Here is a 26,816-nt window from a genome sequence, read left to right on the forward strand (position 1 = left end):
TATGACACAAGCAATTTATATTGATTGCCATGCTGGTATTGCCGGTGATATGTTTTTAGCTGCTTTAGTAGATTTAGGTGCAGATCCTGAATATATTACTGCTGAATTGCAGAAGTTACCTATTGATACATTTGATTTAAGCTTTACCAAACAAGTCAAACAAGGTATCAATGCCCAAACTTTAACTATCGACTTTACCGAAGTACACCACCATCGTAAAGCTGCTGATATTTATAAACTTATAACAGAAAGTACATTACCTGAACGTGTCAAAACACGTAGTACACAAATCTTTACTGAAATTGCACAAGCAGAAGCTAAAATCCATGGCATGTCAGTTGAAGAAGTACATTTTCATGAAGTCGGTGCAATGGATTCTATCATCGATATTATTGGTTGTTGCTTGGCATTAGAAAACTTAAATATAGACTCTATTTATTGCTCAGCCATTCCAACAGGTCATGGTAGAATACACATTGCTCATGGTATCTATCCTGTCCCAGCACCAGCGACACTCGAAATTTTAACAGGTATACCACTGGCAAATTTTGACGTTGAAAGTGAATTAACTACACCTACTGGAGCAGCTATAGTTAAAAGTTTAGCTAGTCATTTCGGTCCTATGCCAGCTATCACACCAACAAATATAGCCTATGGCGCAGGTACAAAAGATTTTGACTTTCCAAATGTGTTAAGGCTTGTTCAATTCACAGCATCAGCTGCACAACAAGATACAGTGCAAGTGTTAGAATGCCAAATTGATGATATGACAGGCGAAACATTAGGAGATTTTTTAGATAGTGTATTAGCAAAAGGTGCATTAGACGTATATTACACGCCAATTTCTATGAAGAAAAATCGCCCTGCTATCGCCTTAACCGTAATATGCGAACTAGCAAACAAGCCTTTTTTCGAAGACTACCTTTTGCTACATACTACAACACTGGGCGTACGAAGCAGTACTGTCCAAAGACGTGTACTCGAACGTGATTTCGACACGCTGTCAACACAATACGGGGATATAACTATTAAAATTGCTAAGCTTGGGTCCAAAACAATAAAAATAAAGCCTGAATTTAGTGACATGCGCCGTATTGCGCATGAAACTGGACAGCCGTTACACCAATTATATTCAGAAATTAGTGCTGAAATTCATCAACACTATGGTCACCTTAACTAAATATCTTCATATCAATAATATATTAGAACACAGACGTACCCAATAATTGAATGAGAGGTACGTCTGTTTTTTACATTTAACTGAGATAAATCCCCCATTAAATTCAAACTATTAAAAAATACATTTGTTTTCATAATTGAAATAATAAAAGATTTAATTTAATATTTATATCATGCATAATTAAATAACAAACTATTAAATTATTGATTGTGCAGTTATTCAAAAGTGAAAGAAGCGTGTATGTTTATGAATTTGAAAGACAAGTTATTCCATTTAGTGGAAGATCAAGAACAAGAAATGATTCAGATACGTCGACATTTACATCAACATCCTGAATTATCATTTCAAGAGAGTAATACCGCAGAGTATATCAAAAACTTTTATCACAATAAGGATGTATCACTCACACAGCCTATATCAGATGCACATGCGATTGTGGTTGAAATCAAAGGAGACAAACCTGGTAAAACAATTGCTTTACGTGCAGATTTTGATGCATTACCGATTAGCGAAGAAACAGAAGTGCCTTTTAAATCACAGAATGAAGGCGTAATGCATGCATGTGGTCATGATGCACATACTGCTTATTTATTAGGCGTAGCTAATGCACTCATTGAGGTCAAAGAAGACCTTTCAGGCACTGTAAAAATTATCCATCAACATGCCGAAGAACTACCACCTGGTGGTGCTCAGCAAATTTTGGCTTCTGGCGCTTTAGCTGATGTTGATGAAATATACGGCATTCATATTGTTCCAGCCGTAGAGCCTGATACCATTGCATATAATAAAAACAATGCATTCGCTGGTAGTTCTACATTCACTTTAACAATTAAAGGTTTAGGTGGTCATGCAGCAAGCCCTCATAAAACACATGATGCTTTAATTGCAGGAACACAGTTTGTCAATGCTATTCAAACAATCGTTTCTCGTAGAATAGACCCATTAGAGACTGGTGTAGTAACTATTGGCGCGTTTGACGCACCTGGTACTGCCAATGTTATTCAAGATACAGTGACAATCAAAGGGACAGCCCGTTATTTAAATGACGACTTAGAGCAGTTTATCTATCAAGAAATTGACAAGATCGCTCAAAGTGTTGCACTAGGCTTTGATATTACGTATGACCTTGATTATCAATTTGGTTATCCAGTATTATATAATCATTCAACTCAAACTGACAACGCTGCTAATGTCTTAGCACAAAGCAAAGGCGATTACTTCCAACACCTCATAGAAATACCACAAGTTACAGGTTCAGAAGATTTTGCTTATTATTTACAACAAATACCAGGTACCTTTTATTTCATAGGTAGTAAACCATATAATGTAGACACACCTTATATGAATCACCACCCTAAATTTGAAGTCAATGAAGATTGTTTACTCGTAGCAGCAAAATCACTCATTGATATCACATTAGATCGTTTACAAAACGCATAACAAACGCAGACAAACCTTAGGAGAGAGCCCCTAAGGTTTGTTTTTATATCTATTAGTTAATTTTATTAAATACCAATGGTCTTTTAGGCCAAATATTGACAGGGCTTTATGTCGACTCCTGCGGAAATAGCACAAGCGAAGACTACAGGCTGAGCTGTGCCCGCGGAAAGCGTGCACAAAAACTGCCAACAAAACCAGTTACTTTTTAGTTATTAAATCTTAAGAAGCCATTACCAAATACATCTCGAACATCATGTACAACAACAAAGGCATCTTGATCAATATCATTAATAATTTGTTTTAATGGTGTTAATTGATTTTGAGAAATCACCACATAGATGACCTCCATATCTTTTTGCGAATATTGCCCTTTACCATTTAATAGCGTCGCGCCTCTTCCAGTAGCTTGATAAATACTTTCACTAATCGCTTTATGCTGATGCGAAATGATAGTTACAGCCTTTTGTGGATTGAAACCTTCTAAGACGAAAGACATTGCTTTTTCTACCATGAAAAGCATCACAATTGTAAACAACACATTTTGAAAACTAATTGCTACCAATGCAGACACTACAACAATGATATCTAATATTAATAATCCTTTGGCAGGTTTCACATTAAAATACTTATAAATAATCATTGCGATAACCGATGTACCACCTAATGTACCTCCTGTATTTAAAATCAGACCTGTGCCAATCCCAATAAGAACACCACCAAAAATCACTGCAATAAATGTGGAATCAATACCTAAATTTATCCGTTCAGTCAACGTTAAAAATAAAGAAATAAAAGTAATCGTAAAAATAGTATAAATCGCACTTACTCTACTTAAATATTTCCAACCGATGATAATTAAAAAGATATTAATTATTAGAGTAGATAATGCCGGAGAAATAGACAACGTATATTTCAAAATCAATGAAATACCAATTGAACCACCTTCACCTAAATTTGTTGGAATGACAAATGCATTGATACCTACTGCTGCTAAAAAAGCGCCTAAAGCAATAAAGATAATATTTTTTAAATGCTCATTCATACTATTTTTCAGCCTCCTTTAATTCATTTTTAACACACAGCTTTAAATTATAACTGATTTAGAGATACTGTAAAACCTTATTTTCCCAAGAAAATAAAGTCGCAATATTAAAATAATATTTACATAATAAAAAGCACTCCCCACTATAGTGGAAGTGCTTTTTGTAAGATCAAATTAAGTCCTTTAAACATATTGCATAACTTTGTCTACAGGCATTCTATATGAAGCATGAGCTTCTTTAACACCTTTACCAACGGCAATAATTACAACTGGCACATAGCGAGTTGCATCTAAGCCTAACGCTTCTGCGATTTGATCCGCTTCAAAACCGCCTATTGGGTTTGTATCATAACCATGTGCTTTAGCGACCAACATAAATTGCATCGCAGCAAGACTACTATCAATTTTAACGATGTCATTCATTTGTTGTGTTGAAATGCTATTATAAAACTCAGTTATAGTAGGTAACAATTGGTTTTTAACTTCCAACGGCATATAGTTATTTTCTACGGCTTGACTATAAATAAATTCGCCATTTTCATGACATGCCATATCTCCAAAAATAACTACCATCGCAGAAGATGTATCATTTTGGTTTGTATTAAATTTAATTAAAGGACGTAACTTAGCTTTTCCTTCGTCACTTTCAACAACCATAAAACGCCAAGGTTGCATATTTACTGAAGATGGTGCCAGCGTTGCTTGGCGAATCATATCTTCCATTTCTTCATGGGGAATTTTATATTGTTCATCAAAGAGTTTCACAGATTTACGAGCTGCCAAAATATCTTTAAAATCATTCATTTTTGTCACTATACTTTCCTTCTTTCTAATTATGCGTAGCTCAACTACTTATTTTTCACATAATCAGTATAATAAATATATTCGGTTCAGAAAGCAACTATCAAGATTCATTATACGTTGTCTATACAACACATATAGCAAAGTGTTAATTAACTTAATATTTCAGTTATTATAAAGCATTCACACCTTTAAAAATAAGATAAATACTCATAAGAATTAACACTATTTTTAATAAATTGGATAATTTAGCAGCATCTATACTTTGATTGATTTTAACTCCAATTCGCGTACCTACGAAACTCGCAAGAATTAAAATGATACCATACCCCCACAACACATGCCCTTGGACAATATGACCTACGGAACTAGATAAACTGGAAGTGAATATAATAATCATACTCGTAGCCACAGCAACATGTGGTGTGAAATTAAAGACGATAATCATTAACGGTGTCATTAAAACTCCACCACCTATGCCAAACAAACCAGCTGTTATACCAACAAAGAAAGAAAAACCAATCGCTAATGGTATATGTACATTTTTCTCTTTATCTTCAGTTTTTGCTGCTAAACGATCCTTAATAATTAAAATGATAGAAATAATTAGTAAAAATGCGCCAAATATGATGTTAAAGTAAACATCATTTAAAAAGCGACTTAAATATGCGCCAAATAATGAGCCCGGAATAATGCCGATTGAAAACATTATTCCGTGTTTAAAATCAATTGAGTTTTTACCACTCGCACGATATCTTAAAATGGAAAATAACCCTGTAAATACTAAAGTTAATGAAGATATACCGATTGCGGTTTGTGTTGTAATACCTGATAATATATCAGAATTAGCCCCGATAAATACTAATGTAGGCACAATAATAATGCCACCACCTACACCAATCAGTGATCCAATAATTGAGGATACGACTCCAATTAAAAGCAATATGATAATCGCCATAGTTACACCCTTTCAATATGTATAGCATTAATTTATTTTAAATTATTTTTATAATTATTAATTTTAACACTTTTATCATCTTCATTTGCTTCAAAATACCAAATTCCATCATCTTCAATTAAGTTTTCACCATCTATTGTTGCTTTATGCATATTTTTAAGTGCAGGTTTATAGTTACTATACAATGATTTTAAATCTCCTAAGCTTAAATTTGTTTGTACATTATTTTCTGTCACTTTCAGTATACGGTTCAACGTTATCAAACTGTTGGACTGGTTTAATTTTTTACCTAATGCTTCAATAACTTGTCTCTGTCTTGCAGTACGTCCTTCATCTCCGCCAGCACCTGTTTCCTTACGACTACGTACGTAATCTAATGCTTTATCACCGGATAATGTAACTTTCTTACCTTCCTTAAAATTAGAACCATTGTAATTAAAAGTTGCATTACTAGTAACTGTTACACCATCACAAAGATCAATGAGTTGTTGGAAACCATCCATATCGACTGTCATATATCCATCTATTGGCACATTTAAATTTTGACGCAAACTTTCCATTGCTAATTTAGGCCCACCATATGCATAAGCGTGTGCCATTTTTTCATGACCTTCTATACCTGGTATTTCACTATATGTATCTCTTGGCACGGAGATTAGTTCAGTCTTCTCATTCTGTGGATTTATAGATGCTATTACTATAGTATCTGTACGTTGACCCGTATGTGTTTTTGCGCGAGTAGCATCAGAATCCACACCAAAAATGGCTATTGAAATTGGTTTTTGTGCTTTAATTTTGTGCTGTGTCGCTACAGTTTGTTTACTATGTTGTGAATCTTGAATCGCATTATTAAAATGAATTATTTTATATATTATAAAACTACTTATGACGATTAATAATATCAATAATATCATTATTATTTTACTTCTCTTGGTTATATTCATGACGGTATTCCTCCGTTTCTGTCATAGCTAATGATATTAACATAATAGCTATGACTAACAAGCTTCCTACAGTATCAGTAAGATAATGCGCATTAACATAAACACGTGACAGTATCATTGCACAAACTAACACAATACCAATAACTTTAACCCCTTTATGATGCGTAATTAATATGATTAAACTTACTAAAATACTTACGCTTAATACGTGCATACTCGGAAAGCTATACCCATCAAAAGCAACTGATGGTCGAGGTCGAGCAATAGCATATTTCATAACGGTACCAATAAGAAACACACTAAAACACCAAAAACCATATAACCAAAATGTTTTGCATCGATAAAAGTACAGACCTGTTAAAATTAATAATACTAAAATCAAACAATGCACTGGCGCTAAGATATCGGACAAAATACTAAGCCCTTGTTTGAAAAATGGATTCGGTAGTAAGTGCAGTGCAAGTTGATGTGCGTAACGATCAATCATGTCACTTACTCCAGTAATAATGCACATCAGTAATAAAATTAGTAATGCACACAACGAAAGCATGGAATAAAAGTTTTTCAATTTAAGCGCCTCCTGCATTTATTTTTCTGGCAACTGCCATTAATGTGCCAATTGCTAAACTGATACTTAACATGGATGAACCACCATAACTTAGCATTGGCAGTGTTACACCAGTTAATGGAATCATCCCTGAGACACCTGCTAAATTGATAAACACTTGAACAAAGATGTAACTCACAATACCTATACAGACTAATTTATAAAAATGATCTGTTGTTTTATTGGCATAAATAAGTCCTTTCACCAAAATAACAGCATAAATAATTAATACACAGACCACTCCTAACAATCCCATTTCCTCGGAAATAACTGTAAAAATAAAATCTGTATGTGGCTCAGGTAAATAACCTAGTTTAGAAATGCCATTACCCAAACCACGTCCCGTCAGCCCTCCATTGGCAATAGAAGTTAAAGCAGTGGTAAGTTGATAACCATCACTATTTTCATATTTGAAGGGATCAATAACGACTTGTAAACGCCTTAAACGGTAAACATTTTTAACATCAAAGATTAATGTGTAAATTATGTATAACAACATAGGAACTAACGTTACGCCCAATATTTGTAGCTTTATTTTATTTTTGATATCAGAATACAACAATATACAAGCAATAATTGCTACGGTTAAAAGCGTTCCACCTAAATCGCCTTGTAATAATACTAAAAATAGTCCAATTCCTAACAGTGCTAATGGAGGAATTAATTGCTTTACGCTATAATCTATTTTTAATGATAAGCGTCGATCAATAATGTAAGAAAGATAAAAAATAGAAGTTAGTTTTAAAAACTCTGAGGATTGTAAACTAAAAAATCCTAAATTAATCCAATTGCGAGAACCATTTATTTCTTTACCAACCAACACTGTAATTAATAATAGTGCTAACGTTGCTAATACGATGAATTGTTGAGTCCCACTCCGTTTGAACGCATTTAAATTTAAAAACAAACTAAAAAATAGCACAATGCCTAAACCTAATACGAAAAAGATTAATTGTCTGGTCATAAAATGATTGGCTTTAATTGGTAATCCATTAGTTAATGTTCCTTTAGATGCTGCAACCATACTCGCACTATAAACCATTACAACACCTACTAAGCCCAATAAGATATAACACAGGATTAAACTAAAATCTAAATACTTCACCTTCTCCCAAATTTTCAAAATGACTTGCTTCATATGCTCACCTCAGTACATTTGCTATACTTTAGTAAAACAAAATGCAAGTTTTAGCACAATCATACTTTAGTACTACCTAACTTTTTTATAAACATAGGCTAAAATTAGTTTTGCACCATATATCTATTCTATTCACTACAACTCCTATTTCTATTGTCCGTCTAAACAGTAGCAACCCATACTGTATTATTCAAAAAACTTAATTGTTTTATATACTTAATAAATTTATTTTCTTAAAAAATATTTTCAAAAAGCGATTGACTAAATTTTCAGAAAACAATACAATTGATGATTATATTTAAAATTACGTTTTTTAATTAAGTTACGATGTGAGGAGCACTGTTATGCAACAACACGATAGTTTTAAACGCACCATGAAACAACGACATTTAATGTTACTTAGTTTTGGTGGCGTAATTGGTACAGGATTATTTTTAAGTTCAGGTTATACTTTGCAACAAGCAGGACCATTAGGTACAGTTCTCTCCTATATAATTGGTGCTGTACTCGTATATCTAGTTATGTTGTGCTTGGGACAACTAGCAATTAAACACCCCGTTACCGGAGGTTTTCATGTTTATGCGAGTCGTTATATCCACCCAGCTGTAGGTTACATTGTAGCTTGGTTTTATTGGCTAACTTGGACAGTAGCTTTAGGTTCAGAATTTACTGCTGTCGGTCTATTAATGCAAAAATGGTTACCCGATATTCCCGTTTATATTTTTTCTACGATTGCCATTATTCTAGTATTAGTGTTTAATATCATTTCTACACGCTTTTATGCCGAAGTGGAATTTTACTTTTCTTTAGTTAAGGTTATAGCTATCATTGCGTTTATTATTTTAGGTATTGCTGTAATTATTGGTTTGATTAACTATGACGGTTACGAAGGTAACACTACTATAATAGAGCGTTATACACATCCAACCTTCCCTAATGGTTTAGGTGCTGTATTTTTAACTATGTTAGCTGTTAATTATGCTTTCAGTGGTACAGAATTAATAGGTATTGCTGCTGGAGAAACTGAAGCTCCAGCACAAGTTATTCCTAAAGCCATTCGTGCAACACTATGGCGTCTTATTATTTTCTTCATAGGCACAATGGTAGTCATCTCAATTTTGATTCCTAGTTACCAAGGAAAATCATTAGAAAGTCCTTTTGTTGTGATTTTTCAACGTATTGGTATTCCATTTGCTGGTGATATTATGAATATCGTTATTATTACAGCATTATTGTCTGCTGCTAATTCAGGGTTATATGCAGCTAGTAGAATGATTTGGAGCTTAGCGAATGAGGGCATGTTCCCGCAATGGTTTGGAGTCTTAAACCGAGCTAAATTACCTATTCGCGCTATACTTTTTAGTATGCTCGGTGGCTTACTGTCATTATTATCTAGTGTTTATGTCGCTGATACACTGTATGTCGTTTTAGTCTCAATAGCCGGGTTGGCAGTCGTTATTGTCTGGATGAGTATTTGTATTTCTTACTTTAATGCTAAACGCCTTGAACCTTCACTTAAAATACATCAAAGTGTCCCTATCATTGCCTTTATTCTTTGTTTCATTTCATGTATTGGAATGATTTTTGATAGTAATCAAGCGCCAGCATTGTATTTCGGTATACCATTTGCTGTACTAGCACTACTTTACTATTACTTTAAATACAACCGTAAGGAGTCGACAAATCTATGAGACTAAAAGATAAATTATTACTAAAACGCCCATTAATCTTAGATGGTGGTCTAGCAACTACGTTAGAATCATATGGTTGTAACTTAAACACCTCACTGTGGTCGAGTGAAATATTAAAAAATGATCCAGCAAAAATCCAACAAGCCCATGCTGATTTTACACAAGCAGGTGCGGATATATTGCTGACAAGTACTTATCAAGCTAGTTATGCTACATTTTCATCTATAGGTTTGAGTGATGCCGCTATCGATGCATTAATCGCTGATGCTGTTTATCAAGTTAAACAAGCAACTACAGCAGAACAAGTTATTGTAGGTAGCTTAGGTCCTTATGGTGCTTATTTGAGCGATGGCTCTGAGTATACTGGCACTTATAATATCTCTAGGTCAGATTATGTCGACTTTCATCGTCAGCGCATCGACAGCCTAATTGCACAAGGCGTGCATGATTTTGTTTTCGAAACTATACCAAGCTTTGCAGAAATCCAAGCCATTGTGACAGCAATCATCCCTCTTTATAATCAAAAACAGACATTTTGGTTATCTGTAACAGTGGATGATGCCGGTAATTTATCAGACGGAACAGCTTTCGAAACGTTGCGAGATTACTTACAAGATTACGACCCTATATTACCTATATTTGGCATTAATTGTTCTACTGTTACTGGAATTAATAACACTATAGCTAGAGGATTATTGTCATTACCGCAAACTATCGCCTTATATCCTAATGGTGGCGCACATTATGATGCTGAGTCGAAAACTTGGTCTTCTGACAGTAATGAACAAGCAATTTTGGATTGTGTTACGAGCTGGGCACAACAAAATGTAGCTATTATTGGAGGGTGTTGTCAGACAACACCTCAAACCATCGAACGTATTGTTACAAAATTAAATCGTTAAATTTCATAATAAAAAAGTCCGAGGCATATTACCTCGGACTTTATTTATTTAATTATTATTGCTCTAACACAGTAACTTCCTCAGGAATAGATTTTTGAGCTCCTTCTGTCTGTACTGCAATAGAGGCCGCTTTATTAGCATAAGTAATAGCTTCTTCAATATTAAAGTTTTCCATATTCAATCGGCTTGCAAATGCACCAATAAAAGTATCCCCTGCTGCAGTAGTATCTACAGCATGTACTTTAACTGCTGGAATTAAATTAGCATCCTCTTTTGTAGCATAATAAGTACCTTGCTCACCTAATGTAATTAATACTACTTGCATACCTAATGATAAGAAATAATCAGCATTTTTATGCATTGAATCACGATCAGTCACTGGAATACCACTTAATAATTCTGCTTCTGATTCATTAGGAATAATAATATCTGTTAATTGCAAGAGTGCTTTAGATAATTCACTTGCAGGCGCTGGATTTAAGATTGTTGTTACGTCATGTTGACGTGCAATCGTAAATGCTTTAATAATAGCTGGCACCGGTACTTCTAATTGCGCAATAATATAGTCAGCGTTAGCAATAGCCGCTTCAGCTTGCTCTACATCTTGTTCATTCAAAGTCATGTTGGCGCCACCATAAACAAGAATTGTATTTTGACCAGATTCATCTATAGTAATAAATGCTTGTCCTGTTTCTGCTTCATCCGTTGTAATAATATAATCTGTATTCATTTGTGCAGCTTGGAAATCTTCTAACATGAAATTAGCATCTCCATCACTGCCAATTTTTGAGATGAATGTAGTTTGTGCATTAGAACGTGCTGTCGCTAATGCTTGGTTCGCACCTTTGCCCCCACCATATATTTTTTGCGCATTATCTACATGTAATGTTTCACCAGGTTTAGCAAATCGTGCTACATTGATAATTTTATCTACATTTGTAGAACCGATAATTACTACTTTATTCGTCATAGTGTTTTCTCCTTTACTGTTCAAACTTAATCCCTATTAAAATGTTACATTACATTCCAAAGCAATATTAGAAAATGGTGTTATTTCTCCTGTACGAATATTGGCTTTTGTTAAAGTATGTGTTAAATTTTGTTTCATTTCATCATGTGGAATAAATTCAATTGTTACATCTTCGTCTAACAACTCTTTTATTGCTACTAATTGATCTGGATTCGCTGTTTTAATTTCTTCGGCCAAATAAACCTTTTGTACTTTAACTTCACTTAACATATTACTCAACATAGCAATAAATGTCGGTAATTCTTTTTCTATCGCTAAATCGATACGACGATCATCATTCGGAATCGGCATGCCCGCATCATTTATTGTAATTAAATCAAAATGACCTAATGTTGCTATTGCATGTGACACATGACTATTTAATACTCGATTTTTTTTCATTATATTCTCTCCCTATGATTATACTATTTTATGAATACTGTGACAGTTGCTGCAGCTAGAATTAATATTAAGCCTATAATAGTAATTACTAATTCTTTTGGTGTTTTCTTCTGTTTTAAGAAATATATACCTGTCAAAGTTGCTAAAACAACAGAGGTTTGTGACAAGACAAATCCTGTAGCCAATCCATTCATATCTGGTTGGGCAGAAATGAGATATGTTAATGCCGCAAAAGCGAAGAAGAACCCTGAAATAATTTGTTTCCAACTGACACTTTCTGTAAATGCATTTTGTTGTTTTAAATTCATCAATGCATAAATTACTGCAACAACGACCATTCCCATAGCTTGTGGCAAGAAGGCTTGCATGCCTCCAATATCTGTTGCTTGTGGCGCAGCAGAATATGCCCAATATCCAACTTCACCAATTAACAGTAAAATCACTGCGCGTTTTAAATTCTTACTATATTGTGATTCTTGTTGTTCTTTCCATACTGTCATTCGCGCACCTATCAAAATAACAATTAATGCACCAAAACCAATAATTTTATTCGTTACACCGGGCCAGTCACCTAATGCAAACACGCCCCATAATGATGCTCCCAATAATTGGAAAGCTGTAGTAATTGGCATTGCTTTTGATGATCCTATTAACGCAAAGGCTTTAAAAGTAATAATTTGTCCGAAAGCCCAACCAGCACCTGAAATTAAAGAAAATACTAAATCCATTCCTGTAGGCAATGCCCTGCCTTGAATTAATGCAAATACTGCTGCAAAAATTAATGTACCAACAGTTGCCCCAAAAATTTGATTTACCGGTTTACCTCCATATAATGATGCAATGGTTGGAAACAATCCCCAACCTAGTAACGGACCTAACCCGACTAATAACGCTACAATATCCATATAACACCTCTATATTTTAATTATGTGTATTTATTAGTAGGTAAAACGATTTAGTAAAACGTTTTACTAGATTTATAATACCACTATTTTTATTTTTTGTATACGCTTTCATTAATATTTTTCAATTTTACCATGTTGACTTTACGTTACATCGTGCTTATTTTTGTTGTCACACAGGGTCTTAAACTAAATGTTTGCGCACTGTTTTTTGCTCACAAAAACATTTAATTTGTAGTAATAAAAATAACCTAGTCGTTATAGACGACTAGGTTATTGCACAATTACATTATTCAATTTACGACCACATTTTATGTAATTTCCTTTAACCTCATTTGTAATAGCGTTAATTATGTATAAATACGTGTTTATCTTAACTGTTATCCAAGTTGGCACGTGCCGTAGTCGCTCTTACTATAAGTTCACTCGGCAAGACTATAGATTGTTGGTCACGGTGAGTTAATGTGCTGTCTAACTTGTCCATAATTAATTGCAAAGCCACTTCTCCGATTGTTTCTATCGGTTGTGCAACCGTAGTCAGTGCAGGTGTCATGTATTGAGCAATATCGATATCATCAAAGCCTACAATCGATACATCTTGAGGCACTTGCCATCCTTTATCAGCCAAGCCTCTAATAATACCAATAGCCATTTCATCATTCGTTGCAAACACTGCCGTAGAATGTGATGCAATAATATCGTCGACGGCTGCATATCCTCCTGCTTTCGATAAAGTGCTTTCAATCACTTTAGGTGTTGCCACATTATGTGATTGGCAATAGTGTTTAAAGCCTTCCATACGCAAGTTCATATTACTCGTTAGATGAGCAGGTTGGACGATTGTAAGCTGCTTATGACCTAACTCAATCAAATGACGTGCTGCTAACTCTCCACCACCTGTTTCATGCGTACGTACAATGTCTGTAAAGCCATGGTCATCACTTTGGTCTAATACTACATATGGTATTCTATGCGTAGTTAAATAATTATTTAAACGTTCAGGGTTTTTAATCATTTGCGCAATAATCAAACCATCCATCCCACGTTCTACTAAATGCATGATACCTGCTTCAATATCTTCTTCAGGCGCTGTCAAAAAGAACAAATCTACATCAGCTTCTTTGTTTGCATCCATCGATTGCATCATCGTAGAGAAAAATGGGTTAGCCAAATTCGGTAATAACACACCTATTAATTTAGTTTTACTGCCTCTTAATTGTTGCGCATTTTTATTTGGCAAGTAACCTAGCTTTTGTTTAGCAGCAAGTACTTTTTCGATAGTATCAGTAGTAAAGCGATCACGCTTGTCGTTTAATACTTGCGATACTGTTGTTAAAGATACACCTGCTTCTTTAGCTACATCTTTGATAGAGACCTTTTTCATGTAGTAACACCCTCCTTATCTTCCAATTGTCCATTTAATGATAACTTTAAAACTTATACACTTGCAACAGAGACTCCAGATTTATCTAATGGTATCTTTTTTATCTTCTGTTAATTTAGGTACTACTGTTGGCACTTTTATTGCTGGTTTATTCATAGCTACATTAGGTTCTAACTATGTCATATTGATTGGCATACTTGCCTGTTTTATTAATGTCGCTATGATCGTCGTTAGAAATAACATGATGAAATATAATGAACAATGCAGTTAACGCTCAAATTTCTGTATAAAATACACTTGTAAATAATTATATAGTTTACTAACTATATGACTACTATTTACTTAAAAAACTTATACAATAAGCCTCGAAATCGACTATTTCGAGGCTTAAGTACTTTAGTACACATCACGTTGATATCGTCTGTCTACTTTTAATTGTGTTAAATACGCTTCTGCTTCTTCTTCATTGCACTTACTTTCAGTTGCTATCACTTCTCTTATTGCTTCATGAACTGCTTTGGCCATATAAGTTTCATCACCACAAATATAAATAGCTGCACCTGATTCTAACCATTGATAAAATAATTCACTATTTTCTTTAATTTTATCTTGCACATATAATTTTGAAGCAGTGTCTCTAGAAAAAGCTAAATCTAATTTCGCTAACGTACCATTTGCTAACCATGCTTGCCAATCAGCTTCATATAAAAAGTCTGTAGCACGTTTTTGATCTCCAAAGAATAACCATGTATTTCCTTTTAAATTCAAATCTTCTCGTTCTTCTAAGAAACTGCGGAATGGGGCTACTCCAGTACCAGGACCAATCATAATAACTTTTGTATCTTCATCAAATGGGAATTTAAAACTTGGATTTTTCTTCAAGCACATTCTCACGCTTTCACCGGGTTTCACACGATCTGCTAATTGCGTAGAACATACACCATTTCGTGCACGACCGTAAGATTCATATCTTACAGCTTTTACGGTAATATGCACTTCATTAGGATTTGCTTTATAACTGCTTGCTATAGAATAAGTACGTGGTGGCAATTTCCGTAAATTTTCTATTACAATATCGGGGCTAACAGCTGGTGGATAATATTCACTAAATAAGTCGATAAGATCTCTACCATAAATATAATCTTTAACCCATATATCATTTAAAACTAAGTTATTCAACTCATCATCATTTATTAAAACTGCCATGTTTTTCAGTAATGTTGGCGTTAATTTAGTGATTTCAAAATGGTGTGTCAACGCATCTACTACAGATACTGCATCCCCATTATCTAAAATGATATCTTCATATGGATCCCAACCCAACATAGCAATGAGTTGCATGACAAGTTGGTCATCATTTGCTGGAAAGATATCTAAACTATCGCCAGGTTCAAATCCTTCTCCATAATTATCTAACAATAATTCGATGTGTCTAACTTCTTTATTCGAACCTTCACCATTTAAGTTGATGTTCTCTAACACTTCTGCATAGTATGGATTGGATTTTGAATATTTACGCTCTTTCATAGACAGTACAGATTCTGTACTGTCTGTAGCAGCAACGCGATTGTCGTCTTGGTCACCTACTGCAGACAATACTTGTTGCATCCATGATTCGGCAGATTCTTCATAGTCAAAGTCGCAATCCACACGTTCAACAAGGCGAGTCGCACCTAATTCAGCAACACGCTCATCGAAATCTTTACCTGCTTGGCAAAAGAATTCAAATGACTCATCGCCAAGTGCTAAAACTGAATAACGTACGTCTGCCAAATTTGGAGCTTGTTCACTATATAAAAATTCATAAAATGAAATCGCACTTATGGGTGGTTCCCCTTCACCATGAGTTGACGAAATCAAGAACAAGTCTTCGGATTGTGCTAACGTATCAAACTTGTAATCGTCCATTTCCGATATAGTCACTGTAAAACCATTTTCCACTAATCTTTCATTTAATGTCTCGGCCACAGTTTGTGCATTACCCGTTTCAGTACCATATAATATAGTAATACTACGCGGTTTATCTGCTTCATCTGGACTATTCGTTATATGTGAAGATTCTGTAGCTTCGTTACTACTTGGAATCGTTGTATTATTACTATTTTCTACTAAATATTGTCCAACCCATGCGCGCTGTTCAGGAGTTAATTTTGCTATTATTTCAGTAAGTTGTTGCGCTTCGGTTTCTGTTAATGGACTGTTTTGATCATTGATATGCAAAGGAACATCACCTCTCGTATGATTAATCTATCTGTTACAATTTAACTACTATTAGTCCCTTGAATATCGCCCGCTTATTATATTGTTACTATTACCATACTTTTTATTAGCATATGTGTTATTTTCACTCTACACATATGTTTTTCATCTATCCCACTTATATAATTTTATTATTTAACTCATTATTAAGCAAACATTCAAAATAACCACCATATAAATTTACTATAAAATAAATTTTACAAGTATCTATACTTCATGGTGCGAACATCAATGCCCTATAGCTACCAAAATACATAAAAATAGGAGTGGGGCAGAAATCTAATTTTATTACAAAGATTTCGTCGACCACTCCGACAAAGATGACTAAAATTGAAAAAGCTTAATTTGCAGCGTATTTTCAGTTCAGTCATCTACTGAGAATATGAAAAGAGACTAGGATGAATCAACGCTGTCCCATTCTCCTATTTGTCTTGCTACTATTTTAAATGTATTGATGTTTTGTTAAATAAGCTACTATTTTAGCAACCGCTTCATCTACAGATAAGGCTTCTGTATCAATTTCAATTTCTGGATTTGTTGGTGCTTCATATGGTGCATTGATACCAGTAAAGCCTTGGATTTCTCCTGCACGTGCTTTTTTATATAAACCTTTAGGGTCTCGAGATTCACAACCTTCTAAACTACATTTTGTATAGACTTCTATGAACTCACCTTGCGCTAAAGTGTCACGTACTACATTACGATCCGCTGCATAAGGAGAAATAAATGCTGTTGTCGTTAATACGCCAGCGTCGACCATAAGTTTACCTACTTCACCGATACGACGAATATTTTCAGTACGATCCTCTGGACTGAACCCTAAGTTGTTATTTAAACCATGTCGAATATTGTCACCATCAAGTCGATAAGTTTGTACTTGTTGTTCGAAAAGTGCTTTTTCTAATGCTACTGATACTGTAGACTTACCAGAACCTGATAATCCAGTAAACCAAATCACTGCACTTTTATGGCGATTGCGTTGCTGGCGCTGTGCTTTAGTAACTTCTGAATCGTGCCATGTAATATTTGTTGATGTCGTCATGTTCCTGTCTCCTTTTTAAGCTTCTGTAACTTGTAAACCTTTGATTAATACCTCTGCTACTTCTGGACGTGAGAATTCTTTTGGTAACTGTTCGCCATTACGTAATTTTTCACGTACTTTCGTACCACTTAAATGTACATGTGCTGTCTTGTCATGTGGGCAAGTTTTTGCTGTCGCCATGTTGTCACACTTTGTGCAATAAAAAGCATGTTCAAATTTGAATATTTGAATACCTAACTCAGTTTCGTATTCACTAATTAATTCTTGCGCTTCATACGTACCATAATAATCACCGACACCTGCATGGTCACGTCCGACAATAAAGTGTGTACATCCATAGTTTTTACGCACTGTTGCATGTAGTATTGCTTCTCTTGGTCCTGCATATCTCATAGCAGCCGGATAAATAACTAATCTGTTGCGTTCTCCAGGGTAATAATGTTTCAAAATTACTTGGTAACTTTCCATGCGAACGTCTGCTGGAATATCATCAGATTTAGTTTCACCAACTAATGGATTAAGTAACAACCCATCTACAGATTCTAATGCAATTTTTTGAATATATTCATGTGCGCGATGCACTGGGTTACGTGTTTGGAAACCTACTACAGTCTTCCAACCTAAATCATAAAATAATTGACGTGTTTCGCTTGGGTCTAGATGGAATTCATCAAATTCATCATGTTTCGGTCGGTTTACTAACTCTATCGGGCCAGCTAAGTATACGTTCCCTTTTTCATAAACTTTTTGGACACCTGGATGAGCTGTTTCTGTTGTGCCATAAACTTTTTGTGCTTCATTTTCTTTGTCATAGGTGAATTTTTCTTCTAATGTGAGCACACCATACAATTGCTTATCTTCTCCGTATAATGCTACTTTATCTCCGATAGATAGCTCATCTGCTTGTGCTTCAGTAACAGGTAAAGTAATAGGGATACTCCATACTAAACCATTACTTAAATGTAAATTTTCTACAACACTATGGTAATCTTTTTCCCCCATAAATCCAGTCAATGGGCTAAAACCACCAATCGCAATTAATTCTAAATCTGATAAACTCCAAGGGTTTAATGTTAATGACGCTAATTGTGGTGCCACTTCAATAAGTTGTTCACGCTGTGCACCTACTGCTTGTCTATTAACCAATTCGCCACCGTGTGGTTTAATAGTATTTTCCAAAAGTTCTGTTGATAAAGTCATTTTATTCAGCTCCTTATATTTATTTCATTTATGTTAGTTGTTCGTTTGTTTTTTCGTAATGACAGATGGTAATTGTTTATTTTGATATAATGTATAAATTAATAAAATAAACCACAGGATGACTACTGCTATTTTGACACTGATAACAACTGTCGCATTATCTACAAATGAACCTAAGAAAGTACTAATATTAGTAAAAATAATAATACCTCCGACACATACTGCTAATATATACACTGGCATTACCTTCACGATCCATGCTGCAAATGGGGCTGCAATGGCACCACCAACTGCTAAGGCAATAACTAAGCCAAGACTGATTTGTTCCCAGCCTAGAAATATAATAAAACCCAGCGAAGCGGATAAGGTGATAAAAAATTCGCTCGCAGATACTGTACCAATAACATATCGAGGCTCGACCTTATTTCGTGACAATAATAAAGGCGTATTAACTGGTCCCCAACCGCCACCACCAATTGTGTCTAAAAATCCTGCCACTATACCTTGAGGTATGATTTGCCATTTAGAAAACTTTCCTTCTTTGAGTTGTTGTTTATGTTGCTTTTTAAAGACAAACTGATAAATAATAAATAACCCCATCGTCAATAAAAAAAGTGAAATAAAGGGTTTGATTAATTCACTGTGGATATTACTTAACACTGCTGAGCCAATAAATGCCGCAATGGCACCTGGTATTGCTAATTTAATAGCCATGCGTTTATCAACATTTTTAAATTTATAATGTGATACACCTGAAGCTGCCGTAGTTGCAATTTCAGAAAAGTGAATTGTTGCTGAAACAATTGCTGGTGCAGCACCTGCTGCTAGTAAAATGGAGGAAGATGTTGCCCCAAACCCCATACCTAATGACCCATCAATCATTTGTGCAAAGAACCCTGCAAGTGCAAATATTAATAGTTTTTTCAATAGCAATACCTTCCTTTCGTGTTATATGTTTTGTGCTAGCCAGGACAGCATTTGTTGTTGTAATTTTTGGTCTTGATACTTGTCATCTAGTACTGCGGCTAATAATTTTTGCTGTTCTGCATGTGACATATTGGATTGTTTTATTTGTTGCCGACAGTGATATAAAAAGTCTACATATTGTTCATAATCTGGCGGGAATTGTTGTTGTAATTCTGCTAAAATAGCAGCAGTTAATTTAGGACTCGCGCCTAAAGTCGATACACTCATCGACAATTTTCCTCGTTTTAATATCCCAGGAAATACTACATCACCTTGTTCACCATCACTAGCCATGTTTAATAACGTTTGTGGCGGGAGTTCTTGTTTAACCAATTGATTTACTTTTTTATTATTCGTTGCTACGACAACTAATGCAGCAGGTGGTAAGTGATGTTTATTATATTCTTGTGCTAGCCATTGAATCTGCTGTTGTTCATACAATTCTTGTAATTTCGCAGTTAGTGTTGGACTCATTACCGTGATATATGCATCAAACTGCATCAACTTGTTAACTCTGCGTTCGGCAATGGCACCTCCACCAATTATGACTATTGATTTATTTATTAAATCTAATAATATCGGCATATATGCCATAGCCTCACTCCTGACTTACGCTTGCGATACTGCTTCTAGTACTCTATCTTTCAATGCTTCTTTGATTGCCGGATGATGCCCTAAGTGATCACATAAAATAATGTCACTGGAACGTTTTGTAGTTTCAACCGTTTGCGCTATGTGACGTTCTAAAATACCAGTAAACCAAATATACGGCACGATAAAAATTTGCGAATATTCTGACACTAATGCCTCTGTTAATGCATCTTCAAACGAAGGCTGACAAGCTGCTAAGTAGCATACTTCAATATTGTTAACGGGCAACATTGTTTGTAATTCTTGTGCAATGGCAGTAATATCAACTTGCGTTTGAGGATTGTAACTTCCCCTACCCACTACTAGAATTTGCGCATCTTCGTTGATAGGTATTGCTGTTTCATTAATACGCGTCTGTAATATTTGTGTTAATCTACTTTGAACACCTAAAGGTTGACCGTATGTAAATGAAACATGCGGATATTGTTGTTGTATTGTAGTTATTGCTTGAGGTATATCTTTAAAATAATGCCCTGCACTTAGTAACAATACTGGTATTACTGCAATTGTTGTGGCACCTTGTTTGACAAGTGTTTCCACGCCTTCCGCAATCGTAGGTTCTGCTAACTCTAAAAAGCATATTGTCTGTAGTGATATATCAACTTGTTGTTGAACATCTGTAATAAATTCTATGGCTTCTTGAGTAGCTTCAGGCACTCTACTACCATGGCTTACATATAACACACCTTGCATGGGTCTCTACCTCCAATGCTTATTGGTTTGTTGCAGCTAATAATTGTGCAGGTGTTTGCTCTTGCTCAAACCAACTAATTTTGTCTCGTAAGTTAACAACTTCACCTACAATAATCATCGCCGGATTTTTAATTGCTTTCGCACGTTCCACGATATCGTCTAGTGTTCCAGTCACAGTTTGTTGTTGTTCTGTCGTACCATAATGTACTAACGCAACTGGTGTTTCTTTCGATCTACCGTGATTAATTAAACGCTGACTAATTTCTGGTAATTTTTTCACTCCCATATAAATGCACAACGTTTCTGGTCCACGTGCTAAACTATGCCAATATTCATCATTGTCTACATCATCTTTTGTAACTGCAGTGACAAAAGCCACAGAAGAACTATAATCACGATGTGTTACAGGAATACCAGCATAAGCAGGTGCAGCCACACCTGAAGTAATACCTGGTACTACTTCAAATGCTAATCCTTCTGCTGCAAGTGCTTCTGCTTCTTCACCACCTCGACCAAAGATGAAAGGATCTCCACCTTTTAATCTAGTGACTGTATTACCTTTTTGCGCTAAAGCAACAAGTAAGGCATTAATATCTTCTTGAGGCATCGAATGATGATTAGGATGCTTTCCACAATATACAAACCTCGCACCATCAGCTGCATAATCTAGTAACGCCTTATTGACGAGTCGATCATATAAAATCACATCTGCTTGTTCTATTGCTTTTGCCCCTTTGACCGTTATTAAATCTGGGTCTCCAGGTCCTGCTCCAACTAAATATACCTTGCCCATTCTGCCACCTCATTTTTGATATATATTAACTATGGAATTTTTGTCCATCTGTTACAGCTTCTACATAACCTGCACGGATAACAAAATCTCCAAAACGTTCGCCTTCTTCGCGTTCTTTACCATAATGTATAAATATTGGTTTCAATGTTTCTAATATCTCGTCTTCACCAATATTTTCTTTAAATAATTTGTTTAAACGATCGCCCGTAAAGCCACCTCCAAGATATAAATTGTATTTACCTGGCGCTTTACCGATAAAGGCGATTTCTGCTAATGCTGGTCTTGCACAACCGTTTGGACAACCTGTCATACGAATTGTAATTTCTTCTTCTTTCACGCCCGCTTCATCCAATAATTCCTCTATTTTATTCAATAATGAAGGTAAATAACGTTCAGATTCAGCCATCGCCAATCCACATGTTGGGAAAGCGACACATGCCATGGAATTACGACGCAAACCTGTATAATTTTCACCGTCTGTAATACCGTACTCATCAATAATTTGTTGAATATTTTCTTTTTCTTCAGCACTGACATTCGCAATAATTAAGTTTTGGTTCGGTGATAAGCGGAAATCACCTGTATGAATTTCTGCAATTTTACGCAATGCAGTTTTTAATTTGTAATCTGTAGTATCTTTGACGCGGCCATTTTGCACAAACAATGTGAAATGCCATTTGCCACTACCTTCTGTCCAACCGTAACGATCGCCATTATGATCAAAATGAAACTCTCGTGGTGATTCCAAATCCCAACCTAAACGTTTATTTAATTCTTTAAGAATCCAATCGACGCCTAAGCGATCTACTGTATATTTAAATCTAGCATTGGCACGATTAGATCTATTACCATAGTCACGTTGAATTGTAAGTATTGTTTCCGCGACCTCTACTGCTTGTGCTTTATCAAAATAGCCTATTAACTTTCCTAGTTGTGGATAGGTACTAGGTTCGCCATGTTTCATACCCATACCTCCACCAACTGTTACATTAAAACCAGTTAAGTTATCATCATTATCTGTAATAGCAATTAATCCAATATCTTGTGAGTACACATCAACGTCATTGGAAGGTGGCACTGAAATACCAATCTTGAATTTACGTGGTAAATACGTTTTACCATACATCGGTTCAACCTCTTCGCTCGTGCTTAACACTTTTTCGCCATCTAGCCAAATTTCATGATATGCACCAGTTTGTGGCGACAACTGATTACTAATGTCATTGGCAATATCATTGACTTCGCTATGCACCCCAGATTGATAAGGATTCGGATTACACATAACGTTACGATTCACGTCACCGCAGGCAGCCAAAGAATCCATTAACGCTGAATTTATGCTTTGCATAGAAAATTTTAAGTCGCGCTTTAATATACCGTGAAATTGAAACGCTTGGCGTGTTGTTAGTTTGATTGTGCCATTGGCATAAGCATCTGCAATGTCATCCATTGCGATCCACTGATCTGCTGAAGCAGTGCCTCCCGGTACACGTACTCGAATCATAAAACTAAATGCCGGCTCTAATTTTTGTTTACGTCGCTCATCTCTTAAATCTCTATCATCTTGCATGTAACTACCATGGAACTTAAGTAGTTTAGTGTCTTCTTCTGCAATTGCACCTGTTACAGGGTCTACTAATCCTTCTGCAATTGTTCCACGTAAATAATTACTTTCTACTTTTATGCGTTCCATTTCATCTAGTTTCTCTGATAACTCTGAATTGAAATTAGTCACGCTATCATTCCTTCCCTATTTAATATACATCTCGTTGATATCGTTTTTCTGTTTTTAATTGCGTTAAATACGTTTCCGCATCTGCTTCACTTAAATGGCCTTCTTTTTCTACGACACGGCGTATTGCTTCATGCACGTCTTTAGCCATATACTTTTCATCACCACAAACGTAAATAGCTGCGCCTTCTTCCAACCATTGATAAAATGTTGCACTATTTTCCTCGATACGATGTTGCACATATACTTTTTCATCAGTATCTCTTGAAAATGCGAGGTCAATTTTGCTTAAATAACCTTCATCTAACCAACGTTGCCAATCTGTTTGATATAAGAAATCTGTAGTAAAGTGCTGTTCACCAAAGAACAACCAAGTATTACCTTTTAGATCTAATTCTTCACGTTCTTCTAAGTAGCTTCTAAATGGTGCAACACCTGTACCAGGTCCAATCATGATGACTTTTTTATCTTCATCAAACGGGAATTTAAAGTTTGGATTTTTTTTCAAATACATTTTCACTGTATCGCCAGGTTGTACACGTTCAGCAAATTGGATGGAACATACACCTTTGCGTTCTCTGTTATGTGCTTCATATCTCACCGCACAGACTGTTAAATGTACTTCATCAGGATTTGCTTTATAACTACTAGCAATAGAATATTCACGTGCTGGTAATTTTCGAAGCACATCTACTAATGCTTGCGGTTGTAATTGTGTGACTGCAAAGTCCGTAAAGAAATCGACTAAATCGCGTCCTTCAATATAGTTTTGGACCCACCCATCTTCAGCTAATTTCGTTGATAACGTACTATCATCTACTAATTCGGCTAATTTTTGAATTAAGGGTTTAGTTAATTTTGTTATTTCAACATGTGATGTCAAAGCGTCTTCTAAGGTTACTTCTGTACCGTTAGTATCAACAGTTACTACTGCTTGAGCGTCAAAATTCAATACTTCTATTAATTGCGTCACGATTTCTGGATCATTTTCCGGTAAGATTGCTAGACAATCTCCTGGTTCGAAACCTTCACCGTAATTATCTAATAACAACTCCACGTGTCTAACTTCTTTATTAGAACCTCGTCCATTTAAATTAATATTTTCTAAGACTTCTGCTTCATAAGGATTAGACTTAGAATATTTTTTCTCTTTCGCTGACTGTACTGATGTATGACTTTCTGAAACAACGTCACGGTTATCTTGAGGGCCACTCAATGCATGTAAAATATCATTCATCCATTTATCTGCAGGTTCATCATAATCTAAATCACAATCTACACGCTCCACAAGGCTTTCTCCGCCTAGTTCTTTGAGTCTGGCATCAAAATCTTTTCCTGTTTGACAGAAAAATTCATATGATTCATCACCTAAAGATAGTACTGAATAGCGTACGCCTGACAGTTTTGGTGCTTTTCTACTATGTATAAATTCATGGAAAGTAATAGCATTGTCTGGTGGATCACCTTCACCATGTGTTGCAGATACAATAAATAAATCCTCTACCTTTTTCAGATCTTTTGTTTTAAAAGCATCCATCGACGACAACGTTACGGTATAACCATTTTCAGTTAAACGAGCATCTAAAACTTCTGCTAAGCTTTGTGCATTACCAGTTTCCGAGCCATACAAAACAGTGATTGCTCGTGGTTTTGTTATTTCGTGAGTATCATTTGTTCCAATTGATGTTGAAGCAGTTGTTGCATTTGCTGTAGCTGCTTCAGGTGCGACTACTGCCGTACCTAGTTGTTGATTAGCAGTTAAATAGCCACTTAACCATACTTGTTGTTCTGGTGTTAATGTACTCAATAATTGATTTATTTGTGTTGCCTGTTCTTCACTAAATGGACTGTTCGTTACACTTAATTGCAAGGGATGTCACCTCATATTTTTATTTTTATTAAACTAATCAGAATAGTCAGGTATATAGTTATAACAAACCACTAAACTACATTCACAACGAGGTGTAATACTCGTGCGTCACTTTGTGGCAAGCAACTATATTGCACCTAACCTATAATTCCAATTAGAATACTATGAATTAGTTGTAAAAAAATAGGCTATCTTTAATAGCGTATAGTTAATTTTTAGGATCTACCGTGTGTAGTCCACATTCTGTCTTACCAAATCCTGACCAACGACCTGCTCTAGAATCTCCATCTGCTGCTACTCTTGAAGTACAAGGTATACAGCCGATACTCGGATATTGAAAATCGTGCAATTCATTGTAAGTTAAATCATGTGTTTCAATATATTCCCACACATCATCCCACGTCCAATGTATTAATGGGCAAACCTTAACCGATTTGAAGCGCTCATCTTTATTAATAAAATTAGTGTGTTGACGACTTGGTGATTGTTCTCGTCTCAAACCAGAAACCCACGCCGTAGCACCTGCAAGCACCTCTTCTAAAGGTTTGATCTTTCTAATATAACAACATTGGTTTGGGTCTTTTTTCCATAATGCTGTGCCATACTGTTCAGATTGTTCATCCAATGTTAAGTCTGGCTTCTTCAGTTCAATTTGCAACTTAGGATAGCGTTCTTTGACACGGTCTATTAAATCGTACGTTTCTTGAAAATGTAAGTCTGTGTCTAAAAAGACAATCTTGGCATCGGCTTTCACTTGTGATATCAAATCTATCAAAATCATTCCTTCTGCACCAAAACTGCATGAATAGACAATTTCATCACCATAGCTGTCATAAGCCCACTTCAAAATATCATAGGCTCCTTTAGTACTATTTGTGATATCTAAATCTTGAAACAGATTGTTCGTAAACGTATCGTAGGTAACCTTTGCTTCTGTCATATATTATATAGGCCCCCTTTTCTTTTTTCTATTTCCTAACAAATTAAAATATTTCTTAATTTAGAATTTTTAGAAAATAATAATTATGCTAATTACCATACCCGATGTTTATTTACATGTCAATGCAATATTTAAACCGAAAAACATGTAGAAAACGTTTACTCCTTGTAGAAACGTCATTTTTTAGCATTAATTTTTTTAAAAAATTTATTTTTATTACATGGGAGTGGAACAGAAATATAATGTTACTCAAATTTTTTTCACACTTTG

General features: G+C 35.2%; 25 protein-coding genes. 5 read left to right on the forward strand and 20 right to left on the reverse strand.

Going from position 1 to position 26,816, the window contains the following annotated elements; all coding sequences use genetic code 11:
- Position 1 precedes the first annotated feature (1 nt).
- Both larC and JVU85_RS06065 read left to right on the forward strand, forming a co-directional pair.
- Positions 2 to 1,180, forward strand: a complete 1,179-nt coding sequence (larC, locus tag JVU85_RS06060) for a nickel pincer cofactor biosynthesis protein LarC (RefSeq protein WP_204172151.1) — start codon at positions 2 to 4, stop codon at positions 1,178 to 1,180.
- 246 nt (positions 1,181 to 1,426) lie between these two features.
- Positions 1,427 to 2,620, forward strand: coding sequence for a M20 metallopeptidase family protein (locus JVU85_RS06065; protein ID WP_204172152.1), 1,194 nt, complete (start codon positions 1,427 to 1,429; stop codon positions 2,618 to 2,620).
- 205 nt (positions 2,621 to 2,825) lie between these two features.
- Here the strand turns inward: JVU85_RS06065 and JVU85_RS06070 are convergent, their stop codons facing one another.
- The 6 genes from JVU85_RS06070 to JVU85_RS06095 form a co-directional block, all read right to left on the reverse strand.
- Complete coding sequence (locus JVU85_RS06070) at positions 2,826 to 3,674, reverse strand: YitT family protein (RefSeq protein ID WP_225975826.1); 849 nt, start codon at positions 3,672 to 3,674, stop codon at positions 2,826 to 2,828.
- Between the two features lie 171 nt (positions 3,675 to 3,845).
- Positions 3,846 to 4,466 (reverse strand): nitroreductase family protein, encoded by a 621-nt coding sequence (locus JVU85_RS06075; RefSeq protein WP_107373772.1) that lies wholly within the window; start codon positions 4,464 to 4,466, stop codon positions 3,846 to 3,848.
- Positions 4,467 to 4,635: 169 nt separating this feature from the next.
- Entirely contained in the window at positions 4,636 to 5,421 is a 786-nt protein-coding gene (locus JVU85_RS06080) for a sulfite exporter TauE/SafE family protein (protein ID WP_002509036.1), read from the reverse strand.
- Between the two features lie 32 nt (positions 5,422 to 5,453).
- Complete coding sequence (locus JVU85_RS06085) at positions 5,454 to 6,365, reverse strand: LCP family protein (protein ID WP_002509037.1); 912 nt, start codon at positions 6,363 to 6,365, stop codon at positions 5,454 to 5,456.
- The gene (locus tag JVU85_RS06090) at positions 6,343 to 6,852 is read right to left on the reverse strand and encodes a phosphatase PAP2 family protein (protein ID WP_204172153.1); all 510 of its coding nucleotides are present in this window, start codon (positions 6,850 to 6,852) and stop codon (positions 6,343 to 6,345) included. The genes JVU85_RS06085 and JVU85_RS06090 overlap by 23 nt, the downstream gene beginning before the upstream one ends.
- Before the next feature lie 82 nt (positions 6,853 to 6,934).
- The gene (locus JVU85_RS06095) at positions 6,935 to 8,110 is read right to left on the reverse strand and encodes an FtsW/RodA/SpoVE family cell cycle protein (RefSeq protein ID WP_002509039.1); all 1,176 of its coding nucleotides are present in this window, start codon (positions 8,108 to 8,110) and stop codon (positions 6,935 to 6,937) included.
- Between the two features lie 344 nt (positions 8,111 to 8,454).
- Here JVU85_RS06095 and JVU85_RS06100 point away from each other — a divergent pair, with 344 nt between their 5' ends.
- Together JVU85_RS06100 and mmuM are read left to right on the forward strand one after the other, a co-directional pair.
- Entirely contained in the window at positions 8,455 to 9,801 is a 1,347-nt protein-coding gene (locus JVU85_RS06100) for an amino acid permease (RefSeq protein ID WP_204172154.1), read from the forward strand.
- The gene (gene mmuM / locus JVU85_RS06105; RefSeq protein ID WP_204172155.1) at positions 9,798 to 10,703 is read left to right on the forward strand and encodes a homocysteine S-methyltransferase; all 906 of its coding nucleotides are present in this window, start codon (positions 9,798 to 9,800) and stop codon (positions 10,701 to 10,703) included. Before JVU85_RS06100 ends, mmuM begins: the two co-directional genes overlap by 4 nt.
- A gap of 55 nt (positions 10,704 to 10,758) precedes the next feature.
- Here mmuM and rbsK read toward each other — a convergent pair whose 3' ends face one another.
- From rbsK to rbsR, 4 genes are all read right to left on the reverse strand, one after another.
- Positions 10,759 to 11,673, reverse strand: a complete 915-nt coding sequence (rbsK, locus tag JVU85_RS06110; RefSeq protein WP_204172156.1) for a ribokinase — start codon at positions 11,671 to 11,673, stop codon at positions 10,759 to 10,761.
- 36 nt (positions 11,674 to 11,709) lie between these two features.
- Positions 11,710 to 12,114, reverse strand: a complete 405-nt coding sequence (gene rbsD, locus JVU85_RS06115) for a D-ribose pyranase (protein ID WP_204172157.1) — start codon at positions 12,112 to 12,114, stop codon at positions 11,710 to 11,712.
- Positions 12,115 to 12,137: 23 nt separating this feature from the next.
- Positions 12,138 to 13,019 (reverse strand): ribose/proton symporter RbsU, encoded by an 882-nt coding sequence (gene rbsU, locus JVU85_RS06120; RefSeq protein WP_204172158.1) that lies wholly within the window; start codon positions 13,017 to 13,019, stop codon positions 12,138 to 12,140.
- A gap of 370 nt (positions 13,020 to 13,389) precedes the next feature.
- Complete coding sequence (rbsR, locus tag JVU85_RS06125) at positions 13,390 to 14,400, reverse strand: ribose utilization transcriptional repressor RbsR (protein WP_002509047.1); 1,011 nt, start codon at positions 14,398 to 14,400, stop codon at positions 13,390 to 13,392.
- Between the two features lie 88 nt (positions 14,401 to 14,488).
- Between rbsR and JVU85_RS06130 the strand changes: the two genes are divergently transcribed.
- The gene (locus JVU85_RS06130; protein WP_002509048.1) at positions 14,489 to 14,671 is read left to right on the forward strand and encodes a hypothetical protein; all 183 of its coding nucleotides are present in this window, start codon (positions 14,489 to 14,491) and stop codon (positions 14,669 to 14,671) included.
- Between the two features lie 125 nt (positions 14,672 to 14,796).
- On the opposite strand, the gene JVU85_RS06135 is transcribed toward JVU85_RS06130, so the two are convergent.
- The 10 genes from JVU85_RS06135 to JVU85_RS06180 form a co-directional block, all read right to left on the reverse strand.
- On the reverse strand, positions 14,797 to 16,620 hold the full coding sequence (locus JVU85_RS06135) for an assimilatory sulfite reductase (NADPH) flavoprotein subunit (protein ID WP_002509049.1): 1,824 nt from the start codon (positions 16,618 to 16,620) through the stop codon (positions 14,797 to 14,799).
- A 481-nt stretch (positions 16,621 to 17,101) separates the two neighbouring features.
- Positions 17,102 to 17,701 carry an adenylyl-sulfate kinase gene (gene cysC / locus JVU85_RS06140; RefSeq protein ID WP_002509050.1) on the reverse strand — a complete coding sequence of 200 codons (600 nt, stop codon included), beginning with the start codon at positions 17,699 to 17,701 and terminating at the stop codon, positions 17,102 to 17,104.
- A gap of 15 nt (positions 17,702 to 17,716) precedes the next feature.
- Complete coding sequence (gene sat, locus JVU85_RS06145; protein WP_204172159.1) at positions 17,717 to 18,901, reverse strand: sulfate adenylyltransferase; 1,185 nt, start codon at positions 18,899 to 18,901, stop codon at positions 17,717 to 17,719.
- Between the two features lie 33 nt (positions 18,902 to 18,934).
- Positions 18,935 to 19,828 (reverse strand): sulfite exporter TauE/SafE family protein, encoded by an 894-nt coding sequence (locus JVU85_RS06150; protein ID WP_204172160.1) that lies wholly within the window; start codon positions 19,826 to 19,828, stop codon positions 18,935 to 18,937.
- A 21-nt stretch (positions 19,829 to 19,849) separates the two neighbouring features.
- Positions 19,850 to 20,461: an NAD(P)-binding protein gene (locus JVU85_RS06155; RefSeq protein WP_204172161.1), complete on the reverse strand. Its 612-nt coding sequence runs from the start codon at positions 20,459 to 20,461 to the stop codon at positions 19,850 to 19,852.
- Between the two features lie 15 nt (positions 20,462 to 20,476).
- Positions 20,477 to 21,211, reverse strand: a complete 735-nt coding sequence (locus tag JVU85_RS06160) for a sirohydrochlorin chelatase (RefSeq protein ID WP_107373736.1) — start codon at positions 21,209 to 21,211, stop codon at positions 20,477 to 20,479.
- Positions 21,212 to 21,230: 19 nt separating this feature from the next.
- Positions 21,231 to 22,004, reverse strand: coding sequence for a uroporphyrinogen-III C-methyltransferase (gene cobA, locus JVU85_RS06165; protein WP_002509055.1), 774 nt, complete (start codon positions 22,002 to 22,004; stop codon positions 21,231 to 21,233).
- 25 nt (positions 22,005 to 22,029) lie between these two features.
- Positions 22,030 to 23,739, reverse strand: a complete 1,710-nt coding sequence (locus JVU85_RS06170) for an NADPH-dependent assimilatory sulfite reductase hemoprotein subunit (protein WP_002509056.1) — start codon at positions 23,737 to 23,739, stop codon at positions 22,030 to 22,032.
- 19 nt (positions 23,740 to 23,758) lie between these two features.
- Positions 23,759 to 25,606, reverse strand: coding sequence for an assimilatory sulfite reductase (NADPH) flavoprotein subunit (locus JVU85_RS06175; protein WP_204172162.1), 1,848 nt, complete (start codon positions 25,604 to 25,606; stop codon positions 23,759 to 23,761).
- Positions 25,607 to 25,814: 208 nt separating this feature from the next.
- Positions 25,815 to 26,546: a phosphoadenylyl-sulfate reductase gene (locus JVU85_RS06180; RefSeq protein ID WP_002509058.1), complete on the reverse strand. Its 732-nt coding sequence runs from the start codon at positions 26,544 to 26,546 to the stop codon at positions 25,815 to 25,817.
- Positions 26,547 to 26,816 lie beyond the last annotated feature (270 nt).

Origin of the sequence: Staphylococcus sp. GDY8P72P (genome assembly GCF_016890655.1) — a bacterium.
Lineage (GTDB): Bacteria > Bacillota > Bacilli > Staphylococcales > Staphylococcaceae > Staphylococcus > Staphylococcus arlettae.